Raw genomic sequence first — 23,303 nt, 5'->3', positions numbered from 1 at the left:
TTTAAAAGAGACGTTTTCATTTTGAAAACGTCTCTTTTAATCTTACATTTTTTAAAATGTTAATTCATAATGGAAATAACGATTATCTCTTAAATAACCATTTTCAGCGTATAATCGCTGTGCTGATAAATTATCAATCTCTGTTTGTAATTTTACACCTTTTGCGCCATTTTCTAATGCGAATTTTTTAGCAGCTTCTAATAATTTTTTACCTGTTCCAGTTCCGCGCTTCGCGGCTTGTACAAACAGATCATTTAAAATCCATAATTCTTTCATTGAAATGGAAGAAAATGATGGATATAGTTGCGTGAATCCAATATATTCACCGTCTTCAACTGCTACGAAAATAACGGATTCTTTTCTCTCGATACGATTTTGTAAAAATACTTTTGCACCATCTAAATCGGAATCTTGTCGGTAAAACATACGATAGTTATTAAAAACTGATGCTAGTCCATCTAAATCTGCAATTGTTGCCTCATATATTCTCATTTTACTCCATTCCCCTTCCAATACTGTCTCATTATATCCGTTACCCATTTAGGCTGTAGAATTTCTTCTTTCGGCATAAATTCTTTCATTACCGGCTTTATATCCAATATAGGGGTGCCATCAATAGCATCTAATCCCTCAACAATAATTGATTTACCGTCTCTTTTTATCACTTTTACAATTGTTACACCTAAGCGATTCGGGCGATTTTTCCCGCGCTGTGCAAAAATGCCTACTTTAGGATAATCATTATTATTTCTAGGATGTCTAGCAACATATTGAATTTGTTCATCCGTTACTTTATGAAAATAAAAAACAACTTCAATATGAGAAAATTCTTCAATCCCTTGTATACTTTCCTCTGTATACAATTCAGTTAAAGTAATACAGGATCTTACTTCTCCCCATTCGTCATCTTTTATTTCCTTTCTTTCATTATGTACAAATGCGATTGGTTGAACTGAAAACATACGCATCCCCCTTAAATGTAACCACTTACATTATAAAATATTTTCTGAATGTTTTCCACATACACGAAATAAGTTTACATAATATAATTATAATCTATTTTCTAAAGCCACATTTACTGCTTCCATTGCATGTATAAAAGTTGTATCAAATATCGGAACTAATACATCTTCCTGCTTTATTAATAATCCTATTTCTGTACAACCTAAAATTATTCCCTGTGCTCCTTTTTGCACTAGCTCTTCTATGACTCTTTTATAATATTCTCTAGATTGCGATGTTATTTTTCCTAAACATAATTCTGTATAAATTATTTCATTTAATTTTTCTCTATTTTTTTCTACTGGCACTATTACTTTTATATTATTCTCTTCTATACGTGACTTATAGAAATCTTGCTCCATTGTATATTTCGTTCCAAGTAGACCAATCGTTTGAATACCTTTTCTTTTAATTTCTTTTGCAGTAGTATCAGCAATATGTAATACGGGGATGTTAATATTCTCTTTTATTTTCTCCACTACTTTATGCATTGTATTTGTGCAAATGATTATAAAATCTGCTCCTCCCTTCTGCAATGAATACGCCGCATTCCCTAATACTTCTCCTGCTCCATCCCAATCCCCGTTAGACTGGAATCGTTCAATCTCTTCAAAATCCACACTATTAATCAAACATTTTGCTGAGTGTAATCCCCCTAATCTACTTTTTATCTCTTCATTTAAAATTCGATAATATTCCGAAGTCGATTCCCAACTCATACCACCTATAAGCCCTATCGTTTTCATATATAACACACCTACCTAAACTTTTTTCTAAACTAATAACAATGTTTTATTATGTATATTATACACAATAAAACAAGACTTTAAGTTTATAATATAAAGTCTTGTTTTAACTATTTCCAAGGAAATTTTATGTGAATATTCTGAAATTAATCCCCTAATGTTTTTATAGAATCTTCATATTGATAATTAAAACATTGTCGATACAACTGTTTAATTTCATTATAAGAAGGAACTCGCGGATTATTTCCTGGGCTACCACTTTCAATTGCATCCGAGGCCATTTTTGAAATAGCATTTTCAAATTCAACCTCACCGATTCCGTATTCTTTTAAATTTGGAATACGAAGATCAAAACAAAGTTTTTTTATTTCCCTCAGCGTATAATCGGCTACTTCTTCATCACAATAGGAATACATATCTTTATTTAAACAACATCCAATTTCCGCTAGTCTTTTTGTTGCACTCACTTTTGTATATTCTAAAACTGTAGGTAATAGTATTGCATTTGATATACCATGTGGTACATGAAATAACGCCCCTACTGGTCTTGACATTCCATGAACTAATGTAACTGATGCATTTGAGAATGCAATTCCAGCTTGTAATGAAGCGATCATCATTGCTTCCCTTGCTTCCATATTACCTCCATCTTCATATGCAATACGTAAATATTTCATAATACTTTCAATAGCCGAAAGAGCAAGTACATCTGTAAGTGGTTGAGAAAATTTAGAAATATATGCTTCAATTGCATGGCATAATGCATCTATACCTGTCGCTGCCGTAATATGAGGTGGTACCGAACTTGTTAATATCGGGTCAATAATCGCTACTTGCGGGGTAAAACTCGGATGCTTCATCATCATTTTTACATCTGTTTTTTTATTCGTAATTACTGCTACACTTGTTACTTCTGACCCAGTACCTGAAGTTGTTGGAATTGCAATGAGTGGTAGTGGATCATTTTCTATTTCAACATCTTTTTGGACGTAATATTCAATTGCTCCACCATTAGTATATAACACCGCTACTGCTTTCGCAGCATCAATACAACTTCCACCACCAATACCGATAATAAAATCACACTTTCCTTCTTTACAAATCGTTAACGCTTCTAATACGTGTAAATTTGTAGGCTCAGCATTCACTTTATTATATGTAATAACAGTAATCCCTTTCTTATTTAGCTGTTTTATGCACCTTTCAACATACCCTAATTTCTCCATAATTGTATCAGTAACTATAAAAGCTCTTTTCCCAAACTTCTTTGATTGTTCCCCCAGTTTTTCAATCGAATTTCTTCCATATAGTACAGACTTCGGCATACGAAACTCAGCAACTTCTTGCAAATACTCCACCCCTTCTTACCCTTATTAATGTTTAGTTTATAAAATATCAACTAAATAAACCTTTACAATTCATATAGTATCTATTTTTAATAAATTCCTGTAATAGTATAGAATGCGATAACTAAAAACACAGCAAGCGTTTTCAAAACTGTAATAGCAAATATATCTTTATATGACTGTTTATGTGTTAAACCTGTTACTGTAAGAATAGTAATAATAGCCCCGTTATGTGGTAATGTATCCATTCCTCCTGATGCCATTGATACGATACGGTGCATAACTTCTAATGGGATATCAAATTGATTGGCTGCTGCAATAAATTTATCCCCCATCGCACTTAAAACAATCCCCATTCCTCCTGATGCAGAACCTGTAATACCGGCTAAAATATTCGTCGTTACCGCTCCATTCACTAAAGGATTTGTGAACGTTGCAGAAATGCCATCTCTCATAATTGCAAAACCTGGAAGTGCTGCAATGACACCACCGAAACCAAATTCCGCTCCAGTGTTCATTGTTGCAAGTAGTGCTCCACCTATACTTGTATTCAATCCAGCTTGAAATCCTGTTACTACCCGTTTCCAGTATAATAAAAGAGTTGTTAAAATTCCTATTATAAGTGCCAATTCTACAGACCATATTCCAACTACCGCACTCAATTCTACTTTTCCAAATGCTTTCATACCAATTGCTGAAAAGTCAAAACCGTTCGGATACCACTTCGGTATCATAATAGTAAACACTTTATTCATTACACCTACTAAAATAAGTGGTATAAAAGCAATAAGTTGTTGTACCTTCGTAATTTCTAAACTATTTAACAGCGGTATTTCTTTCTGCTCTAATTCCAAAGATGCTGCCATTTCAGTATTCCCATCGTTAAAACCAAAATACCCCTCACCTGCCGCTTTTGCCTTCTTACGCCTACTCTCTAAATATAATAAACCTAACGTGAGAACAAAAATTGCCCCTACAATACCAAGTATCGGTGCAGCATAAATATCCGTTTTAAAAAATGTTGTAGGTATTACATTTTGAATTTGTGGTGATCCAGGGAGCGCATCCATTGTAAATGTTACTGCTCCAAGGACAATTGTTCCAGGTATTAAGCGCTTTGGAATATTAGCTTGTCGAAAAAGCTTAGCTGCAAACGGAAATATAGCAAATACCACTACATATACACTAACACCACTATATGTTAAAATAGCACCCATTAAAACAATCGCTAAAATTGTACGTTTTTCTCCAACCAACTCTACAATCGTCTTTGCAATAGAATCAGCAATTCCTGACATTTCTACTACTTTCCCAAAAATTGCTCCAAGTAAAAACACCGGGAAATATAGTTTAATAAACCCTACCATTTTCTCCATAAAAATATTAGAAAAGAAAGGTAATACAAAACTAGGTTCTGTCAAAAATACCGCAAATAATGCAAAAATTGGGGCAAATAAAATAACAGAAAACCCTCTATAGGCTACAAACATAAGTAAGCTAAGTGCTAATAATATAATAACTAGCTCCAATTATACCCCTCCTTTAAACTGAAAATTCAATCTTTTATTGATAAACTTCTACTAATCTTTCATTTCTGACATCCCTCCTCTAATTCATACAAATTTTTCATACTAAAATGTCTAATTATACATATTCGATTACATATGAAAAATCCCTTTAAACAGAAACGATTTCATCGTCATACGTTATAAAGGGATTGTTAGTCTCTATTTTTATTTTTTTATTAAACTATTTTCTATACAAAAATGGTGTAGTTCTTCTATATCCTTCGCTATATGGGTCGAACTAACTTCAATCAACTCATTTTCACTACCATAGCCATATAAAACGCCAATTGAAGCAATTCCATTATGATTTGCACCTATTATATCGTGCTTTCTATCTCCAATCATAACAACTTCCTCTTTATTAAGTCCTTCATTCTGAAGTAAAATATGTGCAATTATTTCTTCTTTTTTTATTCTTGTTCCATTTAAATTACTTCCAATGATATCTTCAAAATAATTCGTTAGTTGAAAATGCTCTATTACTTGTCTAGCAAAAATAGTAGGCTTTGAAGTAGCTATAAATAAACGATTTCCGTTATCTTTTAATTGTTTTAGGAGATTTGGAATACCCTCGTATACACTATTCTCCAACAACCCACGTTGCTTTAAATATTCCCTGAAATAAAAAACAGCTCGTTCAACTTCTCCTTCATTCATATTATATCTCTCTACGAATGATTGCTGAATAGGAGGACCAATAAATGAATCTAACTCACTTACATGTAATTCTTCAATTCCAACCTTTTCTAACGCGTACAAAACTGAATTTACAATCCCCTTTTTAGGATCCGTTACTGTTCCATCTAAATCAAATAAAAATGTTGTATACATATTTAATCCCCCACTCATCCTACTTTACATGTAATACTAAAGGTTTTTTTACTACTCTACCTCTACTATACTACCATTATTTGTTTTTTCAAAAAAATCACTTTTTCTATGTTACATAGTTTCGGTTACATTAGACGGATAGATATGATAAAGTAAGAAAGTTACAATTAATTCAATAGAAACTGGTGAAACAAATGTCAATTACGTTAATTTTTATAATGGCTTTCACAATTGTCATCCACGCAGTCGAAACTAGTTCTTATAGTATTCGATTAGCTGGTGTTCGTTTAAAAAAGATTGTCGTTGCCTTATCTGTCGTAGGAATGGTATTACTTATTTCAAGAACTTCAAATTTACTACAAGCCTTTTTAATTGGCGGGATTGTCGATGAAGCAAAACGAGATGCTTCTATTAATTTAGAGCATACTATACGACTTGTACTATTATCTGCTTCCATAGGTACATTACTTGCGATTATTCTTTATCCAACTTTGACAAAACTATTTGGATATGTCATTCAAAACTTTGAAACAGATGGTTCTTTCATTCGAATGATGAAAACAAATAACATTCAAAAATTAAAGTACACAAAAAAATATGTGCGCTTTCCAAGATTTGAAATGATTCATAGATTGCGTATCGGTGGTATTCCAAAGCGTATTATGCTTATTAACATGTTTGCTACTGCAATTTATACAGCAGGTGTTCTTTCTGCCCTTTATGCTTCTTTTCTAAATCCAGATTACGCAACAAATGCAAGTACAGCTTCTGGCCTTGTGAATGGTTTTGCTACTATTTTATTAACAGTATTGCTCGATCCACGCATTGCTCTATTAACCGAGCGTGCTTTACAATCAGAAAATGGTGCTGAATCTATGAGTAAAATGTATGGTTGGTTAATGATATCTAGACTTCTCGGTACTTTACTCGCACAACTGTTGTTCGTACCAGGTGCTTACTGGATTTTATGGATTATTGAACTGATGCATTAATTTACTAGGAAGGTGAATTTATCAATGAAGATACAAACAGAACAAGATGTAATTCGCTTAATAGAAAACGACAAATGGATGATGAACGTATTACACATAGCAAAATCACTAGAGCTACCTGATTGGTGGATTTGCGCCGGTTTTGTTCGTTCTAAACTTTGGGATACTTTGCATAACTACGAAGTAAGAACTGCTACACCGGACGTTGATGTCATCTATTTTGATCCATTACATAAAGACGAGACATATGAACAATCCGTAGAGAAAACACTAACAAATATGGATGCTTCTATACCTTGGTCGGTTAAAAATCAAGCTCGTATGCATGTGGTGAACAACATGCCACCATATTCTTCTTCTGTTGATGCTATTTCTAAATTCCCTGAAACAGCAACGGCTTTAGGGGTTACATTAGACGAAAAAAACAATGTTATATTAACAGCTCCGTGCGGTATTGAAGATGTTCTTTCATTACAAGTGAGACCAACAGCTCATTTTCTCGAATCAAAAGGACGTATACATATGTACAAAAACAGAGTTATTAAAAAGAATTGGCAAAGTAAATGGCCTAACATAACAATCACATATCCAGAAATTTAGAAAGGGTGCTTCTCATTAATAGAAGCACCCTTTTCTTCATTTCAAAAAATACATGACTGTTTCTGCGAATCTATCTGCTTCCTCATAATGAGGTGAATGACCGCTCTCTTCAAATGCAATATACTTGCCGTTTCGAGCATCTTTATTAAATATTTCAATTTGTTTTTCACACGTTACTACATCATGTTTTCCTACAAGTAATAACATTGGATTTTGTACATCTTTTATTTTGGATAATAATGATGTATGACATGCGCCTTCTAATTTTAATCTATCAAAATGAATCTTGGAGCGTTTTGAAAATATTTCCCACTCTTGATCACTGTATAAACTCTCATCTGTCCTATCTTCCTTATTATTGTAAATCTCCATTCTTTTTTCTTCTAATTCATCGCTTAATCTTATATAAGCTTCAAGCAACTCTTCGGAACTAGCATTGCTAGATGAATAAGCGATGGACTCTTCTGCTACTTCTTCTTTTCCATACTTTTTTAATAAATCCCCTGTCTTTTGTAACAAAGCTCTACTTGTTAATGCAAAATCGAAAGTTGGTCCTTCAAATATTATTTTCTCTATTGAACTTGGATATATCGATGCATATAACAATGCTACATATCCACCGAAAGAATGTCCAATTACAGACCACTTCTCAATTTGCAATACTTTTTTTAGTTCTTCACAATCTTCAATCAAATCATTTAATCCAAAAGCTTCGTCCTCAAGAATTTCTTCTGAGCGACAAACACCTCTTTGATCTATCATAATTACATATAAAGAATCTTTTAAACGTTCCGCTTGATGAAATGAAAAATCATAACTGCTCTCTCCTGGACCGCCGTGCAAGTATAATACAGGCTTACTTTTAGGGTTTCCATGTGCTTCAACATATAAATTCTTCCCTCTAATGTCCATGTATTTCCCTGCTTCTATCAAATTCGCCTTTATAATCATCACCTTCTTTTTTACTGTATATTATAACATTTAATGTTAAATAATTCCTATTACATTTAAAAAGACGATGATGATGGCAAGTGGCGCTACAAACCGAAGTAAAAATGCCCAACAAGTAAATACTTTCTTTCCGTAATTTCCACCTACAAAAAATTCTGCTTCTAGTACCTTCTTTTCCATTTTGAATGATACGAAAATACTAATAAATAGTGCTCCTAGTGGCATTAATATATTACTAGATAAAAAGTCTACCGCATCAAAAATATTCTTACCAAAAATCGTAATATCACTCCATACTCCAAATGATAACGCAGATGGTATACCTACTAAGAAAATACAGAAACCAATGATCCATGATAGTTTCGTTCTTCTTTCTTGTTCACCATTTGCTAATGCTGAAACAACCGTCTCTAGTAGAGAAAACGCCGATGTTAATGTGGCAAATGTAAATAGCGCAAGAAATACCGTTAAGAACAATCCGCCAAATGGAATTTGACTAAATACAGATGGTAATACGATAAATAGCAATCCAGGCCCTTCCGTCGGCTCCATTCCTAATGAAAATACTGCTGGAAAAATTGCAAGACCTGCAAATAAAGAAACAAATAAATTCAATCCAACAATTGTTATTGCTGATTTTGGTAAACTTTCTTTTTTATTTAAATAGGAACTATACGTAACCATGATTGATATTCCGATACTAATCGCAAAGAACGATTGGCCCATTGCGAACAAAATACTTTCTGAAGTAATCTTTGAGAAATCTGGTTGTAAGAAAAACTTCACACCTTGCATTGCATTATCCAATGTTAATGAACGAATAATAAGGGCGACAAATAAAACGAACAATGCTGGTAACATATATTTACTTGCTTTTTCAATTCCGTTTTGTACACCTTTTGATACAACCCATATCGTAATGAACATAAAAGCGAAATGTCCAGTAATAGCCCAAGCGGGATTTCCAATTGTTTCAGTAAATAATGCACCGTAATTTTGTCCCGGAGTAATAAGTTGTCCAGTTACTCCTCTAAATAAATAAATCAATACCCATCCACCTACAACACTATAAAACGAAAGTAATATAAAACACGTTCCAACGCCAAGGCGTCCAATCCAGTGCCACCCTGTATTTGGTGCAATACTTTTAAATGCGCCAACTGCTTGTTTCTGTGTACTGCGTCCAATCATAAATTCAGCTATTAATAGTGGTAGTCCAATTAACACAGTAAATAATATAAAGATTAAAAAGAATGCTCCTCCCCCGCTCTTCCCAGCGATATAAGGAAACTTCCATATTGCGCCTAATCCAATTGCTGATCCTGCTGCAGCCATTATAAATCCTAATTTCGAAGTCCATTGCTCCGTCTGTTTCATCTTATTTTCCTCCTAATTAAATCTTTTTATACAAATAATTAAATTTTATATACCTATCCGAATAAACCCTCCATTTCTTTTTCTATAAAATAAAAAATGGCTCAGCATCTCTTTATAAAAAGAGACGCTAAGCCATTTACTTAACGCGGTACCACCCTTATTGATTCCATTATGAATCCACCTTAGTAGTAATCGTTTGATTACAAACCTAATATCGAAGGTTAACCGTTAAGATTTACTAAGAATGTAATTCCGTTCCACCTTACTGCTCCTAGGCGAGTTCAGGATGTCATTTGACTATGTCGCACCAACCCATAGCTCTCTGCACAAATACATGACCTTACTACTCCTATTCAACACATTTTAATATTTAGAATATATTTTCTTTTGAAATTAATATGAAGTATATCGGTTATATTTATAACTGTCAAGGTATATATTAATTTTTTTGTCGAAAAGATTTTTTATAAACTTTCAATGTAAAAATAAAAGAACATTAAAAAAGAATCTTCGCGATAATCGCGAAGGTTCTTTTTTATGGTGTAAGACGTGTACAATCTCTCGGAAAAGCACTCGCCTCTCGTACGTTCGTTAATTCTAAAAGTTTATATACAATCCTTTCTAGCCCAATGCCGAAACCGCCATGCGGTGGACAACCGTATCGGAATGTATTTAAATAAGATTGAAATTTCTCTGGGTGTAATCCTTTTTCTTTAAAAGATGCGAGTAATAGATCATAATTATGAATTCGCTGTGCTCCTGATGTTATTTCTAATCCTTTATATAGTAAGTCGAACGAATCAGTAATAGATGGATTCTCGTTATTCGGCATCGTATACATCGGTCTCGCTTCTTTCGGATAATGTGTAATGAAAACAAATTCACTATTATATGTTTCTTTCACATATTTCCCTAGTAACTTTTCACCTTCTGTATCTAAATCTCCAATCGGTGATTCTTTCCGGTACTTACTTTTCAAAATCTCTTGTGCTTCTGACAATGTAATTTTCGGTATTTCAGTAATGACAGGTACTTCTATTTGTAATTGTTGTAGTTCTTTCTCACATGTTTCTCCTACTTGCTGAAACATATATCGTAAAACATCCGTTTCTAATTGCATCACTTCATGAAAATCATCGATAAATCCAAGCTCTACGTCTAACGATATATATTCATTCAAATGACGGGAAGAGTTGTGATGTTCCGCTCTGTAAACAGGTGCAATTTCAAAAACACGTTCCAATCCTCCCGCTACCATCATTTGTTTATAAAACTGTGGTGATTGAGCTAAATAAGCTTCTTTTTGGAAATATGGAAGCTTAAAAACATTCGCTCCTCCTTCTGCCCCTTGCGAAACAATTTTCGGCGTAAATATACGTATGAAATCGTTCTCTGTTAAATAGTCACTAAAACTTTGAGCGAGTGTAGCTTTCACTTTAAATATCGCCGCGGTTCGCTCATGTCTTAACGATAATACTCGTTCATTCAATAGTTGATCTAAACCAACTTGTAATTTCTTTTTATTTAATTCAAATGGAAGTTGTTCTGCACCATTTAATACTTTCACTTCATGAGCAAGTACTTCAACCCCTAATTCTGTTTTCGAAGTCTCTACAATTTCACCAACTATTTGAACGACACTTTCTACATCAACCTTGTATCCAGCTAACTCGTTTTCTAATACACATTGAATAACTCCCTTTCGGTCCCGTAATAATAAAAAACTAACATTACCTAGATGACGGATCTTTTTTACCCACCCTTGTAAGAGTACCACTTTTCCAACATGCTCTGTACTCGCTTGAGTGAGTGAACGCTTCATTATTTGCCCCATTATATTTCCCTCCAATAGTTTTCATTTTATTTACGTTATTGTTGTCATCGTCGTCATCCACGTTCACTCACCTCCTTTCAAAGAATACAAAAATCCGCCCCTAGAAATAGGGACGGATTTTTTCCGCGGTACCACCCAAATTGTCACAATGACCATCTTAGCCCTGATAACGGTAGGTACCGTTTGCTTTTACTAATAATCACGTTCAAAGCAACACTCACAGGTGTCTTTCCATCATGCGGTATCGCAATCTTCCCAGCAACCGATTGCTCTCTGTAGACCTTTGCATCATGTACTTTTCCTGATCATCACTTTTTATATTTACAGAGTATTCTATCTCTTTATTTTATAAAACGCAAGCCTTTTTATTTAAGATTCTTCATCTACCGTTATATATGCGTATTTTTCATGTTCTATTATTATTTTCCCATTTAGATTTACACTAGTCTTTTTCACGCTCTATATACATTTCCATTTTATTACATAATTTACATGTTTCCCACGCATATTAATAGCAAAATTGTAGCGGAGGTGTACATATGAAAAAAGCAATTAGTTTCTTTCTCCTTTTGTTATGCCTAATTGTAGTAAATGAAACGTACGCATATTCACCAAAATCTTTACCAATCTCTCAACATTCTAATCAATGGCAAGTGAATATTGATGAAGTGAAAAAAACGAGTAAAAAATTGTTGCAACCTAAAAAAGGTGTATTTCAAACATATTATTTCTCTGTAAAAAATCTCGGAAAAAGCGAAGTGTATAACGTACAAGTTGAAGTCTTCCGCAACGAGCCAAATACAAAAACGAAATATGAACTCTTTTCCCTAAAGGAAAGTCGTTTAGCAAGCAACAAAACTGGATTTGAACATGCTAACTTACCTATTTCTACAAAAACAGATGAGGTTGACGTGATTATTACGTGGCAAGAACACCCTTTCCGCTCGATGCGAAACGGTCAAAAAGTTGAGTCTAGAAAATTTAAAGAGCATTTTGTTTTTAAAGAATCTAAAAAGTAAATGAGGCTACGGATGTATTCACATTATCATTGATATTAATTTATTTACTAGTACCAGTTCTTATGTAAATTAAAAAGTCGTGGCTTATAAACGCCACGACTTTTTATATTAATTCGTACTAATTCCTCTTGCTGCCCAAATACGATCGATATCAGCAGCATGTTGTCCGCCATATAGAAGAGCATCCGCTTGCTTAATTGCTTTTGCTCCATCACGGAATTTAGCATTTGGCGTTAATGACCAATGTGATTGTAAAATAATTTTTGTTGCTACATCACGGCCAAAAGCTTGTGCCATTTCGTATTGTCCTTGAGCCCAAATTTCCCCATCATCATGTACTTCATTCGTAATATCTTTCGGATATACTTTATTCGTATCTAATCGGCGTAAGCATGTTGGATCCGAACTAGAATAAGCTGTCGCATCCCATTCTCCAACACATGCTTTTCCGTACCCTGTAGTCGACACTGCATCTTCATAAGTAGCACCTAAGAAATCACCAAATCCTTCTCCCATTGCTCCACCTTCTGGTGAGCTACCGAATCCAGGCACTTGATTGTCTTGAATTGAATGGCCGTATTCATGCGCGATAATACCAGCATCTTCTGCATCATCAACTCCGCCAGTACCGAAAGTTAAAGCTTTCGTTGATGGAGAATAGAATGAGTTATCATCCGTTGTACCATTAACATTTACTTTAATCGAACGATTATTAATATTTTTAAAGCCTAGTCCTTGAATATAGCGCTGCAATGTATCGATATGATAATACGACATAACATCTTCAAAGCTATCATTTGCACGTGTATAGTTAAATTGTAAGTTTGTAGATTTCGTCATCACTTTTGAAGAAATCGTTACATACTCTCCAATTAAAAATCCTGTTCCATCTAAACCTTTTAACGTAACAGTCTTCAATTGGTTCGTTAGAGCTGTTGAATCTGCATCATTATTATCTTTTAATCCTACTTTACTACCACTAGATACGACCGGGTTAGGTAAAAATACTTTTCCTGACCCTTCAGCTTTTCGGTTTATATCAACCTTTTTAATTAACTTTCCATTTTCTGCATCAATGAATGTTTCCCATGCACCGAATGGATTATTAGAATGGACTACCACTTTATATACTGGAAGAGCGACACCTTCTTCTACAATATATCCGAATTCTTTTTCTGTAGGAGCCCATAAGTTTTGCTCACTCGCTTCTCCAACATACGCCATTGATTTTTGTATTGCATCTTTTTCACTAATTTTTGTCGTTACTTCTTTCACACCTGTAACAGGTTGATAATCAGAAACAGCAAGTACTCCTTTTCCCTCTCCGTTAAGAGTAACCGTAATTTGTTTTGAAAATACAGGCGCGCCATTTACTACTTGTTGGAACCTAACATATGAAGCTACTGACGTTTCTGTTGTAGAAATATATTGCAAGTCTGAAAGATCGGGCTTTAATCCATACTGATTGGCATTCCCTTTTAAATATTCAACTGCTTTTTTCTGTGGTGAATAAGCTTCTACCTTTACTTGCTTCTTTTCCAATGCGGAAACTGTAGAAATCGTCCCCATTACTAATGGTACAGTCATTGCCATTGCCACCATTTTTTTGTTTAACATAAAACCACTCCCCCTAATAAATTGAAACCTTTACCCCATTCCTATAAGGCTATTACTGTCGACAAGTAACGAAATAAAGTGAATCTACGAGTAATTCTATACGAGCAATTCTATTACCTTTACATTTTGGGTAAGTGAAATTTTCTCAATATTTATGTGTAAAACGAAAACAATACTTTAGAAATATATTTCTTTATCAATTCTTTCAACCTTATACTTTTAAAATATGAAGAAAGAAATGTTCCAGTGTCCCTATCGAGTGGATTATGAGGAAATCATCCGGTTAATCTCCCTTCATACAAAAAAGGAAGTTGGAATGATTCCAACTTCCTTTTTTCATTAATTAGCCTCGCTTAACTTAATTCGGAGTTTTGTCTCCCCTAAAGAAAGCTCGTCGTCTTCATTCGTTAAGTGGCCAAATGTAAATTGCTTGACGAGTAAGTTTTCTTCCACTAGATGTTTATGATTCATTAACGTTTGCTGTAGTTCTTCCTCTGCATCAAGAATCACATCAACTCGTAAGTTAACTGGTAAATTCAACTGCTTACGATATTCTTGAACCGCACGAATGAATTCACGAGCTACTCCTTCTTGTAACAATTCTTCCGTTACATTCGTATCTAACATAACCGTATATTGTCCGTTAGTCGTATTAGAGAATCCTGATTTTGCAACTTTCTCAACTAACACATCTTCAGCGGTTACAACCACTTCTTCTCCTGATGTTGCTTCGTAAACTGCTCTTTCTGTTGATACAAATTTTTGTACTTCTTCTTGTGATAATTGTTTTAACCAGCCGTTTACTGCATTCACATTTTTACCGAACTTCGGCCCTGCTGTTTTAAAATTGAGCTTCAATTGATATGATGTATACTTCGTTTCATCCAGTTCAACATGGAATGCTTTCACATTTAGCTCATCCATTACAATATCGCGATAAGATTCCCAATCGATATCATTCTCTTTATGCTCAAGTAATACAAGCTCAGCTAACGGCTGTTTTACTTTTAAAGAATGCTGATTACGGTTACTTCTTCCAAGTTCGACAACTTGTAAAACAGCATCCATTTCCGCTTCTAATTTCGGCTGAAGTAGTGATTCATTTACAACTGGATAATCCGCTAAATGAACGCTACTTCCTTCTAAATTCAGATGAATGTCTTCCGCGACAAACGGTGTAAATGGTGCAATTAATTTACTAATTGTTACAAGCACTTCATGAAGTGTCTCATAGGCAGATGCTTTTTCAGCGTTCATACCAGATTCCCAGAAACGATTACGTGAGCGTCTTACATACCAGTTACTCACTTCATCTACAAGTGCTGCAATTTCACGAGCTGCATTCGTAAATTGATACTCATCAAGTGCTGTTCTCACTTTTTTCGTTGTACTATGCAATCTTGATAATACCCATTCGTCTAATTTCGTAAGCTTTACGTCATACGTTTCTTTCGGATTATACTCATCTAAATTTGCATATAAAACGTAGAAGCTATACACATTGACTAATGTATCTACAAATTTAGATTTCGCTTCCAGTACTGTTCTTTCAGAAAAACGCTTCGCATTCCACGGGGCACTATCAACGAGTAAAGCCCATCTTAGCGCATCTGCACCAAACTTCTCTACTAAATCAACTGGATCTAGTGCATTGCCTTTACTTTTAGACATTTTTTGTCCTTCTTCATCTAAAACATGCCCTAGTGATAACACTCGTTTATACGGCACTTTGCCTGTATATAGTGCTGATACTGCTAATAAACTATAAAACCAGCCGCGTGTTTGATCAATTCCTTCTGCAATAACATCCGCTGGAAACTGCTCTTCAAATAAATCTTTATTTTCAAATGGGTAATGATATTGTGCAAATGGCATAGAACCACTATCAAACCAAACATCGATTACTTCTGGTGTGCGATTCATTGTGCCTCCGCATTTCCCGCAGCAGACTTGCACTTCATCTACATACGGCTTATGCAATTCTAAATCTTCAGGTGTTTCTTTCTTACTATGCTTTCTTAATTCAGCAATGCTTTTCGGTGCGAACTGATGATCGCAACTTTCGCATTCCCATACGTTTAATGGTGTTCCCCAATATCTATTTCGGCTAATATTCCAGTCAACCATATTTTCTAAAAACTTACCAAAACGTCCATGTTTCATATGATCCGGATACCAAGTAACAGAATCATTATTTTTTAAAAATGTATCTTTAATTGCAGTTGTTCGGATTAACCAACTTTCTCCTGCATAATAAAGAAGTGGTGAATCACAACGCCAGCAATGCGGATAACTATGTTCATATTTTTCTTTATGATATAGCAAACCTTCCTTCGCCAAATAACGAACGATATCAACGTCACAATCTTTTACAAATTTACCTTTCAAAAATGGTACTGCATCTGTATACTCACCTTTTCCATCTACAACATGTAGGAACGACAATCCTTCACTTTGAACAACTCTATAATCATCTTCCCCATATGCTGGAGCAATATGAACGAGTCCAGTACCACTATCTGCCGTTACAAAATCCGCTGCAATAACACGGTAACCATTTGTCACTTCTTTCATTGGAAATGGTGCTGTGTAAAATGTATTTACTAATTCTTCACCTTTATGAACAGATAATACTTCATAGTTTTCTTTTAATACTTCTTGTACACGTTCTTTCGCAACAATGTATACATGACCTTCTTGTTTCGCTTTAACGTATTCCATATTTGAATGTACAGCAAGTGCAACATTTGCTGGAAGTGTCCATGGTGTTGTCGTCCAACCTAAGAAATACTCATTTTCACTATTTTCCACTTTAAACTTAACTGTTGCACTTAAATCTTTTACTGTTTTATACCCTTGTGCAACTTCATGTGAACTGAGAGAGGTTTGACAGCTTGGGCAGTACGGTGAAACTCTATGCCCTTTATATAACAAGCCTTTTTCATGAATCGTCCCTAAAATATGCCATACACTTTCGATATATGGATTTTCTAAAGTAACGTATGGATCATCCATATCTACCCAATAACCGATACTTTCAGTGAACTCACGCCACTGCTTTTCATATGTGAATACACTCTCTTTACACTTCTTAATAAATGGCTCAATTCCGTACTCTTCGATTTCATGTTTACCAGAAATACCAAGTTGCTTCTCAACACCTAATTCTACAGGTAAACCGTGTGTATCCCATCCTGCTTTTCTTACTACTTTAAAACCGGCCATCGTTTTATATCTTGCTACTACATCTTTAATTGCTCGACCAAGTGCATGGCCGACGTGTGGTAAACCGTTCGCCGTTGGTGGTCCTTCATAAAACACAAACGATTGCGCGCCTTCTCGATTCTGAATTGATTGTTCAAAAATGCTCTGTTCGTTCCACTGCTTACGAATACGTGTTTCTCTCCCTACAGCTGACTCTTTTACATCTACTTTCTTCATCTACAATCACTCCTTTGAATGTTTTAAAAGCACACAAAAAACCCGCCCCTATGAAGTAGGGACGGGTTTACCCGCGTTACCACCCTAATTCTATTAGCTTTTCACTAATAGCGCTTAGCAACGTACTAACATACGCGTTCTTTGTAACGGTAGACATCCGTCCGGGCCTACTTACTTTCAGCCTCGGCTCCTCGGAGATGATTTTCAAATAACGTCTGAACACCGGCTTTCAGCACTTTACCGGCTCTCTGGGGAACAGTTCATTATTTTACTCTTTCTCGTCTTCAGATTTGTATACTTTGTTAAAAGCTATTTTATGCCATTTAACAATAAATTGTCAACTAATTCAAAATATATTTTTATTTATATCCTTTTTTCACTACTTATATACATATACAATTACTTTTCAAACTCTCTCAGTCTTGCTAGATCTTCATCTTCTTCGATAAGTTCAGCAAAAAATCCAGATTCATCCTCACGAAGTACATGTTCAAGCTCTTCTTTCGCCTCTGCATTTCTATTTAATAACGCTAAATAACAAGCATGATCATATCTTGCTAACAGATCACTCGTATCCATTGTTACTACTTCACTTGTTATTTTTTCTGCCTTTATCGTTTGGCCGGCACTATGATATGAAGATGCTAATGAGAGAAGAATTGCCGTATCATTTGGATGATGTATAGAAGCATCTTCTAATAACTGAATTGCCTCTTCATATCTCTCTTGACTTTGGTATATTTCTCCTAAAGCAAGGAATCCTCTACTTACAAACGGTGTTTTCTCCGTTAATTGTAAGCATATTTTTTCTGCTTTTCCTTCTTCCCCAACTTTCAAGAATACTTGCGCTTGTATAAGAAGCGTATCATAATCATCCGGTAGCTCTCGAACTAATTGCTTCATTAACTCTACAGCATCTTGTAACAAATCTTCGTCCTCACACTCAATGAAAAGATTTACAAGTTGCTTCGCTACCTCATAATCCCATTTATTTTCTAACGATGTTTGCAGAACATCTATCGCTTCTTTATTCATCGATACATTTTCGTAAAATAATCCAAATCGTTGTGCTGCCATACTATTTTTTGGATTTAACTTTAATGAGATTTCATATAACTCAATAATTGTTGTAACCATTGAAATTTCTTTTGCCCGGTTTTTCATACGATAAAAAGCTCTCGTAAATATAGATTTTTTCGGTTGTTCATTTTGTTGACGTTCAATCCATCTTTCCGTAACCGCAGCTGCTGCACACATGAATGCTGTACTTCTTTCTGCTTTTTTCACTTTTAATGTATGAAGAAAATCCCGGATGTTAGACAATTTCTTATGTTGTTCTACCGCTTTTACATAAACATCAAATATACGTTCATTATTTACATCTTTTTGTATTACTTTCATTGCAACTTCAATCGCTTTTGCATCTCTTTTTTTCACTAATACTTTTGCATAATGATATAGAACTTCTGCATGCTCACTATCTAATTGTAGCGCTTCTTCAATCTGTGCTTGTTCTTTATCTATTTCATCCATCGCTCCATACACATACGCAATCGCATCTAAGCGCCATATTTCGGGTACTTCGCCTGCTAGATGTTCTAATTCCTTTAGCAACTCTTCTTGAAGATTTATTTCTACTGAAAGCTGTGCCAAATATTCCATATTTATATACAAAGGCTCTTCTTTCATCGCATGAACCATATGAATTTGTTCTTTGAAACGGTCTTCTTCTTTTTCGTATATTTCTGCTAGTTGTAAATGTACACCTAAAAAGTTTTCATCAAGCTCTAAACATGTTTCATACGCTTGTTTTGCTTCTGTCAATTGTCCTAATGCCATAAGTGTTTCACCAATTCGGTAATATGGCAATGCCGTTTTCTTTTGTTCTATTGCTTTATTATATCTTTTCATCGCTTGGCCATACTGTCCAATAGATTCATGTAAAATACCTGCATAACAACTGTATTCACTTACTTCATTTCTTTCTTTTTGTAACGTTCTTAAGAATGCTATACCTCGTTGTACAAATACAGTTCCTTTAATTCGATTCACATATTCATCTAACGCACTTGCTACATTATATTCACTCTGCTTTATACCACTCTCTAACTTAGACAATGCTACTTTAAACCCATCTTCATTTCCACCAAGTTCAACCTCTGCATCCCATAAAACCATTCCTGCATTCATAAGGAAATCTTGGCTCTTTTCAATTTGTGTTTCGAGACCAAGAATATATTCTTTCGCTTCATCATATCGCTCTTTTGCCATATAAACTTGCGTAAGTCCGAAATGAGAATAAACATCTTCATTATCTTCTTCTAAAGCACGCTTATATAATGTTTCTGCTTCTTCCAGACTATCATTTTGAAAATGATAATCACCTAATCTTACATATAGAGACGCCTTATCATCACAATTCTCAATACCTTTTAATAAAATTTCTTTTGTGCTTTTCTCATCCTTCAAATCAGATTCATAGATCTCTGAAAGTTTCGTATAAATGTAAGGCGCATTACTATCTAACTGAATCGCCACTTTAAGTCCTTTTATCGCTAAATGTAATTTCCCTAATTGATGCGCACATCTCGCTCGTTCATACCATACATGCGCCTCATTTTTATATTCTCTTAACAAATTATTAAAGATTTCATATGCTTCTTCATATCTTTCTAAATCTATTAATATTAAACCGTGATTCGTTAAAGTGAACCTTTCTGGACTACGTTCTACAGCTACTTGAGAAAACTGCAACGCATTTTCAGATTGATCGATATACATATAAGATAACGCAAGGAAACTCCAGGCGATCGGCTGATCTGCGTCCAATTGTAATGAGGAACGAAAACTTGTAATCGCTTCTATATAACTTTCCTGTTCAAATGCATATCTTCCATTTATCAAATGATATAAAGCACGATTATTTTTCTTCTCAACACTTGCCAGCATTTGCTCAGCTTTCTCCATTTCTTGAAGACGAATAAAGCACTGTGCACCATGCAATTTAACAAAATCCGAGTTCGGAAACTTTTCCATTAACTTTTCTATACAATATAAAATAAATTCTTTATCTACTTCAACATCTAAATGTTTCATCGTATATAACCACGTATTCGGATTATCACTCGTCTCTTTTAAAAATTGTACTAAGTTATTAATTCCCTCTTTATCTTGTTCATCTAAATGATCTGTAAGAGAGAAAATGGATTTAAAATAATGATTCTCTTCTTCACTTAAAAATGCTAGTTTTTCCTTCTTTTCTTTCGGAACAAACGTGATCGCCAAACAACCTGTATAACGATATTTCTCTTGCAATTTACTATATTCCACAAGAACTGGTTCTATAAAGTTTGGATCTTGAACATAAAAAGCTTGTAACGTATCATCATATCCTGATAGCACTTGCACATGTGAAGCATGTTCGATGTCTATACTTAATAAAACGGGGATCTTTCGGTCGAGTAATATCTTATAAATTTCCTCATTCCCTTTAAAATAACGATATTCATAGCCTAACTCTTCAATATAAGAGACCGTATCGGAAAACTTTGAGCCTGTCATATCAAAAATAAACTCTGCTATTTCATCTTGTGTACGTTTTTCTCCCCATAGCTGCAACATCATTTCTAAACTTGTCGGAACACAATAATTATCCTTTTGTACAATTGGAACTATCGGCAGGTGAACCTTTTTTCCATCTGGATTTTTTTCTAAATTATGATATAAAGAGCCTTTTAAACTTTTTTCTTCTTTTAATAACTGTTGTAAATCTACAAGTTTATTCATTTTGTACAACGCTTCTGCACGTAAATGTACAAAGTAAGTTTCATAAGCATGATAAGGAAGCGTACTATTAATATTATCTATTACCTCTAACATCTCTTCATATTTCGCTAAATCTAATAAATACTTTACCTTTTCAAAATGAAAATATGGTACTTGTGGAAACTTTACAATCGCATCATCAATTAACTGTAATGCATGTTTTTGTTCCCCTTTATTCGCATATAACTGTGATAATAAGTAGGTAGATAGTTCTTCACAATCTTTATGCTGCTTTCCAGCTAAAAATTGTTCTTCTGCTTTCTCCCATTCACCTGTATGCATATAGACGTAGCCCCATTTATCAAAGACCGCACGTGTACTGTACTCCTCTGCTTTTTGCATATAAATGAGCGCTTCTTCATTTCGTTTCATTTCTAATAAACATCGTACTAAAGTAAAATATGTTTTCGCTAAAAAATCGTCATCTATTTCTTCTTTATCTGCCTCTTCTAAAGAGTCTTTTAACAACTGTTCTGCTTCAAGGATTTTTCGCTCATCAATTAACTCATCACAATATAAAGAGAGCGTTCTCATATTTGGGAATTTTTTATAAGCGTAGCGAATGAGGAATGAACTGTATTGGTGCATAAGCCCTTCATCAGTAAGGAGAATTAATATATCAAACTCCTTATGTGAAGGAATATTAGCAAGCCAAGTCTTCACATAGGATAAAGTATTCGTTTCTTTTATATATGAAATTTCATTATTTATTTCCTGTAATCCATCTACAAATCTCTTGTCTTTCAAACAAGCTTCTAACTGCTTAAAATCTAGCATGCATTCACCTCGAATATTTATTTAAACTGCTACTTGCTTAGATTTTACACATCATATTGTAGGTATTCAACTAAAATCTCCTATAATGGATAGTATTATTTAATATTATTCGAATTTATAACAAAATATAGTAAAAATGATTGTTTTTCTTCGTATTTTGTTTAATTATATGGAATAACGTGAATTGAGGATCTTATCTTTTCAAGGCCAAAATCAGTACATGAAATTATATCGGCGATAATTCAAATATATCAGCGCTTCTTTCGTTTTATCGGTGATTTTCAAAATATATCGACCGATTCTTAAAATATATCAGCGATTATACGGTGAATATCGACTTATCGATAAAAAATGTCAATCCTCAATAAATCGCTACCTTTTAACATTCTATGTCACCAAATGTAATTTTCATATTCGGAGCATATACTAAAGATGAATGTATATGGAGCGCTTTAAAAAATCGTAGTTCTGCTTCATATTGAGCTAATGCTTCATCATATGTTAATCCTCTTATCATTAAACGTTCTATAAATTGCTGTTTATCACCCGGGTTGTCCGCAATCCCCTCTTCTCTTAATGAATGATACAAACTGTGTTTATCATTGTGATGCATACTAGAGTCTAAAAAGTTCACTTTATCGCTCACTCTACACTCAATATTTTTCACACCTAATTTACTTAAATACATCGGTATTTTCATGCCAATATTTCCATCTTTACCGTTTCTCTGCGCGTCTTTTTCAAATAACTTCTGCAAAGCACCTAGTTTAATAATTTCCGATTGATTCTCTCCATCTAAGACATATGAAGACATATTTGAAATCCAATGTGGTTCAAAACAGATTATTTTACCACCTTTTTTAATTGCATGTATCATTTTTTCTAACATCATTTTTGGAGTATTCATATGTAATAGGAAAGCATGACAGATTGCTATATCGTATTTATCGTTCAATTCAATTTCTGTAGCATCCCCCTCAATAAATTCTGATTCATATGGAAGTAGATGAAACAACTCTCTCGCTTCAGCAAGTAATGTTTCTCCACTATCAATGCCTGTATACTTTGAACCTTCTGGAAGTAACGGCATTAATACTAAGCCTAAATAACCATATCCACAACCGAAATCAATGATATGTACGGGCTTATTAATCTTCCAAACTGAATTTACTAAAAAACTTACATAATCGTCGTTGTAATATAAATCTCTTGTATTTTTTAAATATGTTAGTTTACTGTTCCAGTCGTATGTTTCCAAACCTAACGCCTCCTTATATAACATTACAATTCTCCATTTAATAAAGACATTCCTATACTTTAAAGAAAAGTTAAGTTTAGTTTTAAAAAAATGAAACTTTTGCTTATACCTTTCCTATA

16 protein-coding genes and 3 other annotated features are annotated in these 23,303 nt (G+C 34.2%); of the genes, 3 read left to right on the top strand and 13 right to left on the bottom strand.

Annotated elements, in window-relative coordinates:
* Window positions 1-51 precede the first annotated feature (51 nt).
* From MHH42_RS11080 to MHH42_RS11055, 6 genes are all read right to left on the bottom strand, one after another.
* A complete protein-coding gene (locus MHH42_RS11080; RefSeq protein ID WP_001223858.1) occupies window positions 52-492 on the bottom strand; it encodes a GNAT family N-acetyltransferase in 441 nt (146 codons plus the stop codon).
* Window positions 489-962 (bottom strand): SAM-dependent methyltransferase, encoded by a 474-nt coding sequence (locus MHH42_RS11075; RefSeq protein WP_000493241.1) that lies wholly within the window; start codon window positions 960-962, stop codon window positions 489-491. Before MHH42_RS11075 ends, MHH42_RS11080 begins: the two co-directional genes overlap by 4 nt.
* Before the next feature lie 87 nt (window positions 963-1,049).
* Complete coding sequence (locus MHH42_RS11070) at window positions 1,050-1,748, bottom strand: aspartate/glutamate racemase family protein (protein ID WP_000848586.1); 699 nt, start codon at window positions 1,746-1,748, stop codon at window positions 1,050-1,052.
* 146 nt (window positions 1,749-1,894) lie between these two features.
* Complete coding sequence (locus tag MHH42_RS11065) at window positions 1,895-3,097, bottom strand: iron-containing alcohol dehydrogenase (RefSeq protein ID WP_185777118.1); 1,203 nt, start codon at window positions 3,095-3,097, stop codon at window positions 1,895-1,897.
* Between the two features lie 86 nt (window positions 3,098-3,183).
* Window positions 3,184-4,623 (bottom strand): GntP family permease, encoded by a 1,440-nt coding sequence (locus MHH42_RS11060; protein WP_000424321.1) that lies wholly within the window; start codon window positions 4,621-4,623, stop codon window positions 3,184-3,186.
* 204 nt (window positions 4,624-4,827) lie between these two features.
* Window positions 4,828-5,493, bottom strand: a complete 666-nt coding sequence (locus tag MHH42_RS11055) for an HAD family hydrolase (protein WP_000288768.1) — start codon at window positions 5,491-5,493, stop codon at window positions 4,828-4,830.
* 194 nt (window positions 5,494-5,687) lie between these two features.
* On the opposite strand from MHH42_RS11055, the gene MHH42_RS11050 reads away from it, so the two are divergent.
* Window positions 5,688-6,485, top strand: a complete 798-nt coding sequence (locus MHH42_RS11050) for a lipid II flippase family protein (RefSeq protein WP_000028917.1) — start codon at window positions 5,688-5,690, stop codon at window positions 6,483-6,485.
* A 24-nt stretch (window positions 6,486-6,509) separates the two neighbouring features.
* Window positions 6,510-7,085: a nucleotidyltransferase family protein gene (locus tag MHH42_RS11045; RefSeq protein ID WP_000701725.1), complete on the top strand. Its 576-nt coding sequence runs from the start codon at window positions 6,510-6,512 to the stop codon at window positions 7,083-7,085.
* 36 nt (window positions 7,086-7,121) lie between these two features.
* Here the strand turns inward: MHH42_RS11045 and MHH42_RS11040 are convergent, their stop codons facing one another.
* From MHH42_RS11040 to aspS, 3 genes are all read right to left on the bottom strand, one after another.
* Complete coding sequence (locus MHH42_RS11040; protein WP_340893385.1) at window positions 7,122-8,036, bottom strand: alpha/beta fold hydrolase; 915 nt, start codon at window positions 8,034-8,036, stop codon at window positions 7,122-7,124.
* Window positions 8,037-8,072: 36 nt separating this feature from the next.
* Entirely contained in the window at window positions 8,073-9,413 is a 1,341-nt protein-coding gene (locus MHH42_RS11035) for a sodium-dependent transporter (RefSeq protein WP_000814552.1), read from the bottom strand.
* A gap of 117 nt (window positions 9,414-9,530) precedes the next feature.
* Window positions 9,531-9,779: a binding site (T-box leader), on the bottom strand.
* 169 nt (window positions 9,780-9,948) lie between these two features.
* A complete protein-coding gene (aspS, locus tag MHH42_RS11030; protein WP_070173145.1) occupies window positions 9,949-11,247 on the bottom strand; it encodes an aspartate--tRNA(Asn) ligase in 1,299 nt (432 codons plus the stop codon).
* Between the two features lie 105 nt (window positions 11,248-11,352).
* Window positions 11,353-11,565: a binding site (T-box leader), on the bottom strand.
* Between the two features lie 221 nt (window positions 11,566-11,786).
* Between aspS and MHH42_RS11025 the strand changes: the two genes are divergently transcribed.
* The gene (locus tag MHH42_RS11025; protein WP_000709315.1) at window positions 11,787-12,266 is read left to right on the top strand and encodes a hypothetical protein; all 480 of its coding nucleotides are present in this window, start codon (window positions 11,787-11,789) and stop codon (window positions 12,264-12,266) included.
* Between the two features lie 108 nt (window positions 12,267-12,374).
* Here the strand turns inward: MHH42_RS11025 and MHH42_RS11020 are convergent, their stop codons facing one another.
* The 4 genes from MHH42_RS11020 to MHH42_RS11005 form a co-directional block, all read right to left on the bottom strand.
* Entirely contained in the window at window positions 12,375-13,883 is a 1,509-nt protein-coding gene (locus tag MHH42_RS11020; RefSeq protein ID WP_070173144.1) for a M36 family metallopeptidase, read from the bottom strand.
* A 339-nt stretch (window positions 13,884-14,222) separates the two neighbouring features.
* Window positions 14,223-17,324 carry an isoleucine--tRNA ligase gene (gene ileS, locus MHH42_RS11015; protein WP_340893383.1) on the bottom strand — a complete coding sequence of 1,034 codons (3,102 nt, stop codon included), beginning with the start codon at window positions 17,322-17,324 and terminating at the stop codon, window positions 14,223-14,225.
* A 54-nt stretch (window positions 17,325-17,378) separates the two neighbouring features.
* Window positions 17,379-17,618: a binding site (T-box leader), on the bottom strand.
* A gap of 105 nt (window positions 17,619-17,723) precedes the next feature.
* Window positions 17,724-21,926 carry a tetratricopeptide repeat protein gene (locus MHH42_RS11010; RefSeq protein WP_340893382.1) on the bottom strand — a complete coding sequence of 1,401 codons (4,203 nt, stop codon included), beginning with the start codon at window positions 21,924-21,926 and terminating at the stop codon, window positions 17,724-17,726.
* Between the two features lie 379 nt (window positions 21,927-22,305).
* On the bottom strand, window positions 22,306-23,208 hold the full coding sequence (locus tag MHH42_RS11005; protein WP_340893381.1) for a class I SAM-dependent methyltransferase: 903 nt from the start codon (window positions 23,206-23,208) through the stop codon (window positions 22,306-22,308).
* Window positions 23,209-23,303: the final 95 nt, after the last annotated feature.

It is taken from the genome of Bacillus sp. FSL L8-0099 (assembly GCF_038006385.1).
Lineage (GTDB): Bacteria > Bacillota > Bacilli > Bacillales > Bacillaceae_G > Bacillus_A > Bacillus_A toyonensis.
The sequence above is the reverse complement of the archived record's forward strand: the minus strand, read 5'-3'. Positions and strand labels throughout refer to the sequence as shown.

Coding starts and splice junctions, on each gene's coding strand:
- MHH42_RS11080 (WP_001223858.1), bottom strand. CDS start 492: ATGAGAATATATGAGGCAACAATTGCAGATTTAGATGGACTAGCATCA.
- MHH42_RS11075 (WP_000493241.1), bottom strand. CDS start 962: ATGTTTTCAGTTCAACCAATCGCATTTGTACATAATGAAAGAAAGGAA.
- MHH42_RS11070 (WP_000848586.1), bottom strand. CDS start 1,748: ATGAAAACGATAGGGCTTATAGGTGGTATGAGTTGGGAATCGACTTCG.
- MHH42_RS11055 (WP_000288768.1), bottom strand. CDS start 5,493: ATGTATACAACATTTTTATTTGATTTAGATGGAACAGTAACGGATCCT.
- MHH42_RS11050 (WP_000028917.1), top strand. CDS start 5,688: ATGTCAATTACGTTAATTTTTATAATGGCTTTCACAATTGTCATCCAC.
- MHH42_RS11045 (WP_000701725.1), top strand. CDS start 6,510: ATGAAGATACAAACAGAACAAGATGTAATTCGCTTAATAGAAAACGAC.
- MHH42_RS11040 (WP_340893385.1), bottom strand. CDS start 8,036: ATGATTATAAAGGCGAATTTGATAGAAGCAGGGAAATACATGGACATT.
- MHH42_RS11035 (WP_000814552.1), bottom strand. CDS start 9,413: ATGAAACAGACGGAGCAATGGACTTCGAAATTAGGATTTATAATGGCT.
- aspS (WP_070173145.1), bottom strand. CDS start 11,247: ATGGGGCAAATAATGAAGCGTTCACTCACTCAAGCGAGTACAGAGCAT.
- MHH42_RS11025 (WP_000709315.1), top strand. CDS start 11,787: ATGAAAAAAGCAATTAGTTTCTTTCTCCTTTTGTTATGCCTAATTGTA.
- MHH42_RS11020 (WP_070173144.1), bottom strand. CDS start 13,883: ATGTTAAACAAAAAAATGGTGGCAATGGCAATGACTGTACCATTAGTA.
- ileS (WP_340893383.1), bottom strand. CDS start 17,324: ATGAAGAAAGTAGATGTAAAAGAGTCAGCTGTAGGGAGAGAAACACGT.
- MHH42_RS11010 (WP_340893382.1), bottom strand. CDS start 21,926: ATGCTAGATTTTAAGCAGTTAGAAGCTTGTTTGAAAGACAAGAGATTT.
- MHH42_RS11005 (WP_340893381.1), bottom strand. CDS start 23,208: ATGTTATATAAGGAGGCGTTAGGTTTGGAAACATACGACTGGAACAGT.